Consider the following 11,081-nt stretch of genomic DNA (forward strand, 5'->3'; position numbering starts at 1 on the left):
AATCTAGGGAATTGGCGACACGCCGTAAAAAACACACTTTTTGTCGTTTAACCCTCTTTTTGTCTACCCACCGGGAGTGACCAGGGGTTAAAGGGGGGGTAAACGACAAAATGTGGTGTTTTTCGGCGCGTCGGGTGTCTTCGTCGATGTGTCGGGTATTTGGTCCTCTTTTGCAAATAGTGCCGCTAAAACCGGCCTTTTCTGTTCACTATTTGCAAAAGAGGACCATAACCGTCACCCACTAATGCTGATCCTCCCGAGCTTCCAGTTTCTACATATCGAAGGCGCTGCTTCGCGCGCATGCTCGGCTTTTGCTGTGCCTGCCCTTCTTTGAGATACTCCCTATAAGAAAAACAAATAATAATCATAGCTTTATATAACTTATTTTTTATCCAGCGTGCCAAAGCTCGCTCGCAAATATCTGAATGCAGAACTCTACAAGCAGAACATTCGTCTATGTACAGAACATGCGTTAAATAACGCCAGCTAATTAAAGGAGGTATTCTCGTGTCTTCCACGGCGAAAGTGCCACTAACTTTCGCGGAACTCGCCCCAGAGCAATCACCAGATTTGGTGTATTTCTCCAGCGTTTCTGAAAACACACACCGGTTCATCCAAAAGCTCGATCGCCCTGCGGTACGAATTCCCGTGCAGCCCCGCAAAGAGGGTATGATTCGGGTTTCGCGCCCATACGTTTTGATCACGCCAACCTACGGCGGCGGCGACCGTCGTCGCGCCGTCCCCAAGCAGGTTATTGCATTCCTGAACGACGAAACCAACCGTAGCTTCATACGCGGCGTCATTACCTCGGGAAACACCAATTTCGGTAGCGATTTTTGCATTGCCGGAGCAATCATTTCATCTAAATGCCAGGTCCCGGAGCTGTACCACTACGAGCTGTTGGGAACAGACCGTGACGCCGCCATCGTGCGCGAAGGCCTGGATAAATTCTGGAAGGAGCATTAATTAATGACCATCTACGACTACTCCGCTACCCCAACAGCGTTTCGTCACGACCCTGAAGTGCGTTTGCGCCCGGTCAACTGGAACCGCACGCAGGATGAGAAAGATCTCGAGGTGTGGAACCGTCTGACCTCGAATTTCTGGCTGCCAGAAAAGGTGCCGCTGTCGAATGATCAGACGGATTGGCGCAGGCTCAGCGAGATAGAGCGTGAACTCACCATGAAGGTGTTCACTGGGTTGACGATGTTGGATACTGTGCAGGCCTCGGTTGGCGAGGTTAGCCAGATCCAGGATGCGCGTACCGAACACGAAGAAGCCGTCTACACGAATATCGCTTTCATGCAGGCGGTGCACGCGAAGTCGTATTCCTCGGTGTTTTCCACGTTGTCGAATACTGCAGAAATTGATGCGGCCTACAAGTGGGCAGTGGATAATGATGTTCTGCAGGCGCGTTCCAAGGCGGTGCTGCAGCATTATTACGGTGATAATCCGCTCAAGCGCAAGGCGGCTGCCACCCTTTTGTCGTCGTTCTCGCTCTACGCTGGTTTTTATCTGCCGCTGTTTTTCGCCTCTCGTGGCAAGCTGATGAACACCGCAGACATGGTGCGCCTCATTCTGCGTGATAAGGCGGTGCACGGCTACTACTCGGGCTATAAATTCCAGCGTGGTTTGGAAACTTACGACGCCACCACCCAGGAGCAAGTGAAACAGTTCGTCTACGAGCTTCTCGACGAGCTCTACGAGCTGGAGTTGAGTTATTCCGAAGAGCTGTACCGCCCTTTGGCGCTTTACGACGACGTCGTGAACTTCATTCGCTATAACGCGAATAAAGCGCTGATGAACCTGGGCCTGCCGCAACGGTTTAGCGATGAAGAAGCAACGGTGAAACCGGAAATTCTGGCGGCGCTAACGCCGGGTTCGGATGAAAACCATGATTTCTTCTCTGGTTCAGGCTCGGCTTATGTGATTGGTAAGGCAGAGGAAACTGAAGACGACGACTGGGATTTCTAAGAATTTCCTGAAATTTGAATTCGTTTTCAAAAGCGCCTGTTCTTTGCTTTGAGCAGTAACTGCACCTTCAGTCGCCCCTATTTTGTGGGGGTGTCTGGGGGTATTCTTTAGAGTTAACCCTTACTTAATTTTCAGCTGTAGGTTAACCTTTCTTCGGTTATATATGTCAATACTATTGCATTCCGAGGAGATGATTGTGGCAGCTAAGAAATCCCGCCGGATTAGCTCGGTGGGTATCGCGCTGGGACTGTTCAGTTTGGTACCAGCGATGTCCCCTATTGCCGGGGCACAGACAGAACAAACGCCAGGTGGTGCCGAACAAGCACAAACTGTTGCTACTGAAAACGGTAAAGGTAGCTTGAACTGGGCATTGCGCGATTCCTTCCTGCGCTACTCATTGGGTGCAACCAATGTCACTGGTGGTGCCACCAAGATCTATAACAACGGAACCGACCAGCCATCGTCGGAAAGCGACACCGTTGAGCAATACTACAAGTTCAACTTGAAAAAGGCTGGCTTCGAGGACGCTACACAGATTACTCGTGCAGAGTTCGAAGGAAGCATCGAGTATTTCAAGTACTGCGAGGGTCGCCCGGCCGAGCGCGGAAACTGTGCGTTGGAGCTGACCATTAAAGATCCCACGATCGTGTTGAGCTCAGAAGGCTCCTACGTGGAAGCTGACGTGCGCTCGAAGCAGTACCCAAGCGGTGAAATTTTCGAAAAAGAAGATGCGAAGATCGCTCAAGCTTGGACGAAGACCGCTAAGTTCGAAGAAAAAGATGGCAAAGTCTCCTGGAGTGGAATCACTACCTCGCTGACTGAAGACGGCGTGCACACCTTCTCTAATTTCTATGACTTGGGTGGCCCGCTGGCCCCATTGAGCTTCGAATATGAGGGTAAAGGCGCACGCCCTGGCAATGACACAGCACCGCTTACTATCGGTGAGCGTTACCGTTCCAGCCAGGTTGTAGGTACGGACACCATGATTGGTCTCCAGGATTATGTAGCACTAGCTACGCGTGTTTCCACTGAAGATAAAGCCGCAGTCGAGCTCATCGATCCAACAACCATGCAAGCAGTGGGAACTCCACTGGAAACCCCGTTGCAGTACAACCAGGCGCTTCTTTTCACCCAGGGTGCGGGTAATCGTATTTACTGGGTAGAGGGACAAAATCTCAAGGCTGCCACTGCTTCGGCAGCAGGTTGGTCTGCACCGGAAATGATTGCTGAAGGCATTGGTGTCGAGCCTGCTGGTATTGCTTACGATGCTGCCAACGATCGGGTAGGAATTATCGCACGCGGCACCAACGATAATGACTCGACGCTGACCTGGGTTACTGCTGCCGGTGAAAAAACAACTGCGACGCTGACTGCACCGCAAGACGTGGTGAAGGCCCACGATGAAGAGCTCTTCCTTTACGGTAAGGGCTTTAACCGAAACCTTTATGGTGAGGTTGGAATTACGGGCCTGCCTACAAGCATGAGTGTCATGCCAGACGGCAATGTTTTATATTTGCCGGCGGTTGCAGTCGATCGTGAAAGTGGGGGTAGTTACCGTGTGCCACCGGTGTTGATTCAACCGAACGGTGAAGCGAAGTTGGCAACAGGTGGAACTCACCTCGGTGAAAAAACTGGCGATTCTACTTATGCGACCGAAATGGCAACAGACGGTACGAATGTAGCTTTCTACAGCCATGACAGCAATAACTCAGGTATGCAGTTCTTCCGTTATGAGAATGGTGAGTTGAAGCCACAATCTGAGCGAGGCTTGGTTGGTGACCTCAAGAAGATCTCTGAGGTTGCATTCGTTGGCGATAAAGCTCTGATCACCAATGAGGTTACTTCGAAGTTGAGCTGGGTAGATCCGGTGACTAAGCAGATTACCGACAGCATTACACTGCCAAACCAAAAAGGTTCTGCTGATCATCATCGTAACCTGCTGAAGTGGAATGACAAGTTGTTTGCCTATTCCATTGAGACAGATAATGAAACGTATAAAGAGCACGCTGTCATCCTGCGTTTGGATTCCACTGATCCACAGGTCGGCGACCACACTGAGCAGGTAGAGCCGGAGAGCCCAGTGGAGCCACCAGCGCCTACAGAGCCGCAAAAGCCGGAAACTCCAGAAAAGCCGGAAACCGAAACTGAAGGACAAGCTGGGGCTGAGGGCAAGAAGCCAGCCGGCGAAGCGAAGCCTGAAAAACCAGCCGGTGAAGCGAAGCCAGAGAGCCCAGTAGAGCCAGCAGCGCCAGCAGGTAACGGCAAGGCTGAGAAGCCAGCCGGTGAAACGAAGCCATCGACCGAGCCAACCGAGCAAGAGTCCGTCGACGAGCAACAGCCGCCGGCTGACGACAACAAGGAGCAAGGCGACAAGAAGGGCAAAGAATCCCAGAAATCGCCAAGCATTTGGCAGCGCATAACTGGATTCTTCTCAAACACCTTCGAGAAGATCATCAAGTTCTTCAACTGGTTGTTCAATCTGCCACGCGTATTTTTCTCCTCCTAACGGCTAAGGCAACAACACTAGTGCCATCTACGCACTAGCACTTGCGCCGAGTCGCTCTGGTGTGAACTGGGGCGTCGAACAAATTCGACCTCTATTTCCACTTGCCCAAATTTTCACCCCTCCTTATTGAAAGGCCCAATCATGCGTATTAAATCCCGCGCTGGACGTATTGTTCTTTCGGCTCTGACCGCCTCCTCCATTATGTTGGGTGCAGGCGCTGTTGCTACTGCCGCACCAGTCACACCAGCCGAAACCCCTGATGCGGTAGCTCCACAGGCGACACAGTCAACTTCTGTGCCGGACGTTAACCACGGTTGTAAAGTTCCAGAAACACTGGACCAGCGGAAATCCAATGTGCAACTGGACGTCACCTACTCGCCAGAGCCAATTGACCCGACCAAGGAAACCAAATTCAACTTCAAGGGCAAAGGCTATACGCAAGACGAACCCGCAGCGCGCCATGGCGTATACCTCATCATCATTGATAACGCTAAGTGGAAGCTCAACAAGTGCTTGGGTATTTCCGGCCAGGGCGATGGCTTGGTCGAGCGTTGGATCACCCGTGCAGAGATCAAAGATGGCGACTGGGAAAAAGAAATCGTCGTTCCGCCAGAAACCTTCCAGCCTGGCAAGACCTACACCGTCGGTGTGGCCGCTGCTCACGGTCCGGTTCTGACCGAGCGGTATTTCGACCGCGGCATCAATATTAAGGTCCCGGATGCGCCGAAAATCGAAAATATCGCCGCTCCCACCAACCTGAAAGCCTCGGTCGACGCCCGGAACAACGTGAAGCTGACCTGGGATTTTGAACACAACCTGCCTAACATGCGCTGGCGTACCACTCTGCGCTGCATCACTAGCTGTGACCGCATGCTTCGTGATACCCGCCAGCACGACGTGAACTCGGGCGTCGCACGTGAATACACCTTCACTGATTCCGATCCAGCTGTCTACGTGGCCGAGGTCGAAGCCAACCGGCAGAGTGGTGGCAAATGGGAGCCTCTTGGCAAGACTGTCTCGGAGCCATTCGCTGTCGGCGCGGGAATTAAAGTCCCGGAATACGTGACTGATGCAGAGGCTGCAAAGGCCAAGTTGGCGGAGCTGGAAGCAACTGCCGCTGAGACCCAGCAAAAATCCACTGAGCTGGCTGCCCAGGTGGAGAGCCAGGCTGAATTGATTGCGAAGCTCCAGAGCGAGTACGTCAAAGCCAAGGAATCTGCTGATGCTCAGGCGAACAAGGTTGCAGAGGGAACCGCAGAACTTGAGAAAGAAAAGGCTGCTAAGCAGGAGCTGGAACAAAAGCTCGCTTCTGCCGAGAAGGTGAAGCAGGAGCTGGAACAGAAGCTTGTCGACGCTGAACAGGCTAAGCAGGCAGCACAGTCGGAACTTGCGGCTACCAAACAAGAGGTAGAGAAGGTTTCGCAAAAGCTTGCTGACGTGGAAAAGTCAGTTGCAGAGGCGAACGCTAACAATGCAGGTGCCGCGACTGATGCGGATAAAGAAGTGGATAAGCCACTTCCGCCGGTAGCGAAGGACAATGTGGGGTCGAGCAATGCTCTGGAAGCGTTCTTGAATAAGCTCACGGAATACTTCGCCCGCGGTGGATTCGTTGGCGTGATTGGTGAGATGATCATCAAGCTATTGCAAGATGCCTTTGGCTGGCTGCGTTCACTGTAGTTGTATGTGCTGTCGCTAAAAGCGAAGCGCGCTTGATCCGGGGTCTGCTTGTGCAGGCCCCGGATTTTCTGCATTCTCTGGGTACGCTGCTCGCAGTAGATTGCCTCAGGGGGACTAGTCGTTTCTGAGTCCTGCGATTGTGCGTATTTGTGTAGTGAAAGCTTCTGGGGTGGCTACGGAGGACTTTTGTGTCGCCTGGCTGCAACTTGGTGACTGCTAGAGAGGTTTTAGTCTCGCTCTGAGACATGCATGCAAAAAGCGGGTGAGACCCAGGAGGAAGGTCTCACCCGCTTTGTTTTATAGGCGCGGATTACTCTCAGGCGCGTGCGCTAAGAGCACCGTGCGACGTTAGATCTTGAACGGCAGGTTGTTCATGAAGTGTTGGAACTGTGGTCCGAAAACCTTGTGGAACAGATTGCCGATCAGAGCGAACATGCCACCGAAGGTGATCAAGCCGAGGGCTGCATTGAAGAATGTCTGCAGGGTCTGCATGGGTTTGCTGTCCGAAGGCTTGTTGAAGAAGTCCTGGATAGACGAGGAACCAGAAGCCGATGGAGGAGTGGCGTTGTCGTCTTTGTCCTTAACAGGTGGCTGTGGCTTTGCCGATTCGGTGGTCTGCTCCTTGTCCTCCTTATCCTTTGCTGGAGGCTTCGGCTTTGACTCTTCCTTACCTGGTTGAGGCTTCGCCTCTTCCTTGTTGTCCTTCGCTGGAGGCTGCGGGGTCTCAGCTGGAGCCTGTTCGTTGCCCTGCCCCGGCTGGTTGTTCTCGCCCGCACCTGGAGCTGGTTGTTCAGTCTTTTCCTCGTCCAAGCAGGTGTTCTTGACGTTGAGATCTACTCGGACGTTATCGAGCTCTGGCTTATAGTCGTCGTTGTAGATTCCCATGAAGATGAGGTCGACACCTTGGAGAATGCCTTTGTAGGAATCTGTTCCTGGTTGTGGGGTATAGCGAAGGTTGGTGCCGGACATCGTTAGAGTGTTGTTATCGCGAGTCCAACCGGTGGTTGTACCCTGGCCGAACTCTCCTTCGCCGGTGCGTTTATTCGCCTCGATGCGGTCTTCCGGCTTGTATTCGGTCATGCTTTTGCCTTCAACGTAATAACCCACGTAGCCAGTGCCAGGTTTAACAGTGGTCCCTTCGGTTTTCACGTACGGGGACTTCATCTGCGTGTACAAAGCGCCATGGTGGCCTTCGAAGATCAAGGTGGAGTCTTTGGTCCGAATTTCGGAATTCGTAACGTTGCCAGCGTTGTCGAGCTCGATCTTGGAAGCTTGCGGATCAACATCGAAGTGGAATTGGAAGTCCGGCTTGCGTTGTGCTGCTTTGTCGGTGCTGTCTTGTTCGACTGCACCTTCTACAGTCCAAGAGCCCTTAGCGATCGGCCCATTGATGTAGTTACGGAAGGATTCTTTGATACCCCAGTGGAACTTGCCGTCGACGATCTCGACACCTGGGTTCTGGCATACGTTGGCAGTAGTGTTTTGCTGAGCGTAGGCGGCTGGCGTCAGAGCGCCGCCAATCACCGCAAGGCCGGCGCACAGAGTTACACCCAGGGAAAATTTATTCTTCATTTAGACTCCTCGAAGAAAAGAACAATTAAGACAAGGAGAAGTTTAGAATAAATAGGGTAGGTTTACAATGGTCAAGCCAGCGAAGGGTGAACTTATGGGGGTAATCATTTTAGGGTTGTGATGCCAGAGTTTTGACTGTGAAATACCTGTAAGTTTAAGCCCTGCTGGTTAGCAAAAATGTGCAATTCGCAACGCAAAGGCGGGCGCAACACAACAGTGCCACGCCCGCCGTCGTCGACAAGCTACTAGCGGCTGCCCAGCAAACGAACTAAATCGTCTTGCTCCGGGCTAGGGTGCTGCCGCGCCGGGCTTACCAAGAAGTGACCGTTGTGTGAGGTCACCTCGATTGGCCACTGATACACGGTGGATAAAATCTCGTCGGTATAGACGTCAGCAACTTCGCCCATCGCTGCGATCTCCCCCTCGGCAAGGCACACGATGCGATCACAATAGGCTGCAGCCGCATTCAAATCATGCATGACCACAAACACGGCCACGTTGGCTTCCCGGGCAAGGTTTTTCACCAACGCCAGCACCTGCTCTTGGTGGCTGATATCCAAGGCGGCGGTGGGCTCATCTAAAAACACAATTGGTGTTTGTTGTGCCAGCACACGCGCCAATGCGACGCGGGCACGTTCACCACCGGATAGCGTCGCAATATCACGACCAGCCAGATGCGCCGTGTCCGTCGCCGTCAAGGCCGCATCAATGATTTCCTCATCCACTGCGGGGTCAACTTTTTTCGCCCACGGGCGTCGGCCCATCGCCACCACATCGCGCACCAGAAACTCAAAAGAAACCGAGACATCCTGCAGCATCACCGCACGGATTGTTGCGAGTTCTTTGGCCGAAGCCTGCGCTGGATCGATGCCCGCCAAGCTGATGCTGCCACTCACGGTTTCTAGGTCCCCGCACATAGCGGCCAATAACGTGGATTTACCCGCACCATTAGGGCCGATCAGTCCTGTGACTTCGCCAGCCTCTGCACTCACGCTGATGTTGTTGAGCAGGCGCTTATGCCCGATCTCAACGCTTAAACCCGAAATTTCGACGACGCTCATTACACAGATCCTTTCCGCATCATCCTACGCAAGAGGATGAAAAAGGTTGGGCCACCCACCAGCGCAGTGAAAATACCGATGGGGAGGTCGGCAAACGGAATTAGTGTGCGGGCAGCAACGTCGGCAAGCGCGATCAACAGTGCGCCAGCCAACGCCGAAGCTGGCAGCAGGATCTTGTTTTCTGGGCCGACGATGGTGCGCAAGACGTGCGGCACGATCAAACCGACGAATCCGATCAGGCCAGCGAAAGACACAGCCGCTGCAGTCAGCACCGCCGAGGCCACGATGGCGACCATGCGTAACGCCGCGACGTTAATACCGGTGTGACCAGCAGCTTTTTCGCCCAAAGCTAACACATCCAGCTGGGCTCCCAAGCGTGAGGCAATGGCGAAACCAACGATGACGATCGGCAAAACCACCCACACGTGCTTCCATTGTGAACCGTTCAGCGAACCCATCTGCCAGAAAATGATCTGCTCGCGACTGGTGGTCGGTGCCAAATACACCATGAAAGAGATGATGGCTCCACAGACCGCATTGACGGCGATACCAGTCAGGATCAGATTGACGACGGCTACCTTGCCGCGGTTATGCGCCAGTCGGTAGATGATCGCGGTGACGATCAGAGAGGTCAAAAACGCCGCGGCAGGGACGGTGAAGGTTCCCAAAATGCTGACCTCGAACACGATCACGAGGGCGGCACCGACACCGGCGCCTGAGGTCACGCCGACGATGCTCGGTTCTGCCAGCGGGTTCGCGAACACAGCCTGCATCAAGCAGCCGGCTACACCCAGGGCAGCGCCGACCAAAAAGCCGAGGAAAATGCGGGGTAGGCGAATATCCCAGACCACACTCGATGCAATATCGGTCTGCGTCGTCGGCCCAGTGGTCAAGATGCTGAACAAATCCGGCAATGACAGGTAGTACTGGCCCAGGGCCGTCGACAAGAGCACCGCCCCCACCAACAGCAGCAACAGCGCGATGAAGGTTCCGACGCGTAAACGGTGGCGTTGGGCAAAAACATCGCTGCGGGAGTCACGGGCAGGTTCCATCCGGTGACGTGCCGCTGGGCTTGCGCGGTGCGCCGCGGTTGGCGGGGTAGTGGCGGTCTTATTGCTGTTCTGGATCATAAATCGCCTGTGCTAAACGCAGAAGAGTTTGTCCGGTCATAGGGCCGAAGGCCAGGGATTGGCCGTCGGGAAGCGTAACGATACGTTGTTTTTGTCCGGCGATCGTCTGTGCGACGCCAGGTCTTTCCATCAGTCCTTCGATACCGCCGGTAGATTCAAGGCCCTTCGTCATCATGATGATGAGCTCCGGGTTGATCTTCGCTAGTGATTCCGCGTTCGCTGGTTCGACATAGGAAAGGTTGTGCTCAGTAGCAAGGTCGATACCGCCGACGCCTTCGATCAAGTCTTTCGCGCCGGTGCCTTCACCCATGATGAAGAACACGCCAGCTGTACCACGGGCGTACAAGAACGCGATGCGCATCGGATCTTCTGGAACCAGCTCTTTGATGGCTTCGAGATCTTTTTCCAGCTCGTCGATGCTGCGTTGAGCCAGTTCTTCTGCCTCATCTGGCAGGCCGACGACCTGGCCGAGGGTGGTGATGTCTTCTGCGACTGAATCAATGGTGCGGGTTGGCTCCATGACGACAGTGGTCACGCCCGCATTGCGGATCTGGTCGATAGCATCCGGTGGGCCAATCGAGTGGTCCACGATGACGACCGAGGGCTGCAGCTCCAGTACAGCCTCGACGTTGATGTTGTGGCCACCTTCGGTGACGATGGGTTTATCCGCCATGATGTCTTCGGTGGAAGAGACCGTGCGGCCGACGATATTATCGGCCAGGCCCAGGCCAGTCAGGGTTTTGGTGTAGGTGCCGTACAGGTCGAGAGCCAGGATGCGGGAGACATCTTCGACGACGACGTCGTAGCCATCGGCATCGGTCAGCTCCACTGGCAGGTTTGGCTGGGGGTTATCAGTGATCGGAACGACGTCTTCGAAATCGTCGACGTGGGTGACGCCTGTGAATGAGCGTGGATCGTTGAGATCTTCGACTGCGGGCAGTTGTTCGCGCAGCTGGGAATCGCCGGTGTGGGCGTATTCGCCCTGAATGCCACAGGCAGTAAGTGCCAGCGAGGCAGCCACTACGAGTGCCGTGAGCATGCTGCGGCCACGAGTTTTGGGCAGCACTGCGGTGTTTGGCAACACGGGCTTCTCCTTTCGGTCGCGGATGTGAAGGTGGGGTAATCCGAAGGTGGGGTAAGAGGTGGCGGGAGGGGGTATTT

8 protein-coding genes are annotated in these 11,081 nt (G+C 54.0%); 4 read left to right on the forward strand and 4 right to left on the reverse strand.

The features are described 5' to 3' along the window. Positions 1-507 precede the first annotated feature (507 nt). The 4 genes from nrdI to RCH87_RS08535 all read left to right on the forward strand — a co-directional run bounded on the left by nrdI (position 508) and on the right by RCH87_RS08535 (position 6,157). Complete coding sequence (nrdI, locus tag RCH87_RS08520) at positions 508-966, forward strand: class Ib ribonucleoside-diphosphate reductase assembly flavoprotein NrdI (RefSeq protein ID WP_306516282.1); 459 nt, start codon at positions 508-510, stop codon at positions 964-966. A 3-nt stretch (positions 967-969) separates the two neighbouring features. After that, positions 970-1,974: a class 1b ribonucleoside-diphosphate reductase subunit beta gene (nrdF, locus tag RCH87_RS08525; RefSeq protein ID WP_306516283.1), complete on the forward strand. Its 1,005-nt coding sequence runs from the start codon at positions 970-972 to the stop codon at positions 1,972-1,974. Between the two features lie 196 nt (positions 1,975-2,170). Then, entirely contained in the window at positions 2,171-4,480 is a 2,310-nt protein-coding gene (locus tag RCH87_RS08530; protein WP_306516284.1) for an HtaA domain-containing protein, read from the forward strand. A 141-nt stretch (positions 4,481-4,621) separates the two neighbouring features. Further along, entirely contained in the window at positions 4,622-6,157 is a 1,536-nt protein-coding gene (locus tag RCH87_RS08535) for a hypothetical protein (RefSeq protein WP_306516285.1), read from the forward strand. A gap of 348 nt (positions 6,158-6,505) precedes the next feature. On the opposite strand, the gene RCH87_RS08540 is transcribed toward RCH87_RS08535, so the two are convergent. The 4 genes from RCH87_RS08540 to RCH87_RS08555 all read right to left on the reverse strand — a co-directional run bounded on the left by RCH87_RS08540 (position 6,506) and on the right by RCH87_RS08555 (position 10,959). Then, positions 6,506-7,729: an HtaA domain-containing protein gene (locus tag RCH87_RS08540; protein WP_306516286.1), complete on the reverse strand. Its 1,224-nt coding sequence runs from the start codon at positions 7,727-7,729 to the stop codon at positions 6,506-6,508. Positions 7,730-7,974: 245 nt separating this feature from the next. Next, positions 7,975-8,790, reverse strand: a complete 816-nt coding sequence (locus RCH87_RS08545) for a heme ABC transporter ATP-binding protein (protein ID WP_306516287.1) — start codon at positions 8,788-8,790, stop codon at positions 7,975-7,977. Beyond that, positions 8,790-9,842 carry an iron ABC transporter permease gene (locus RCH87_RS08550; protein WP_306516288.1) on the reverse strand — a complete coding sequence of 351 codons (1,053 nt, stop codon included), beginning with the start codon at positions 9,840-9,842 and terminating at the stop codon, positions 8,790-8,792. The genes RCH87_RS08545 and RCH87_RS08550 overlap by 1 nt, the downstream gene beginning before the upstream one ends. A gap of 58 nt (positions 9,843-9,900) precedes the next feature. Then, a complete protein-coding gene (locus tag RCH87_RS08555) occupies positions 9,901-10,959 on the reverse strand; it encodes a hemin ABC transporter substrate-binding protein (protein WP_306516289.1) in 1,059 nt (352 codons plus the stop codon). Positions 10,960-11,081: the final 122 nt, after the last annotated feature.

The organism is Corynebacterium sp. (assembly GCF_030826625.1).
Classification (GTDB): domain Bacteria; phylum Actinomycetota; class Actinomycetes; order Mycobacteriales; family Mycobacteriaceae; genus Corynebacterium.

Excerpts from the sequence above, each read along its gene's own strand:
- RCH87_RS08550 (WP_306516288.1), bottom strand. The coding sequence starts at position 9,842 with ATGGAACCTGCCCGTGACTCCCGCAGCGATGTTTTTGCCCAACGCCAC.
- RCH87_RS08535 (WP_306516285.1), top strand. The coding sequence starts at position 4,622 with ATGCGTATTAAATCCCGCGCTGGACGTATTGTTCTTTCGGCTCTGACC.
- RCH87_RS08555 (WP_306516289.1), bottom strand. The coding sequence starts at position 10,959 with ATGCTCACGGCACTCGTAGTGGCTGCCTCGCTGGCACTTACTGCCTGT.
- nrdF (WP_306516283.1), top strand. The coding sequence starts at position 970 with ATGACCATCTACGACTACTCCGCTACCCCAACAGCGTTTCGTCACGAC.
- RCH87_RS08545 (WP_306516287.1), bottom strand. The coding sequence starts at position 8,790 with ATGAGCGTCGTCGAAATTTCGGGTTTAAGCGTTGAGATCGGGCATAAG.
- RCH87_RS08540 (WP_306516286.1), bottom strand. The coding sequence starts at position 7,729 with ATGAAGAATAAATTTTCCCTGGGTGTAACTCTGTGCGCCGGCCTTGCG.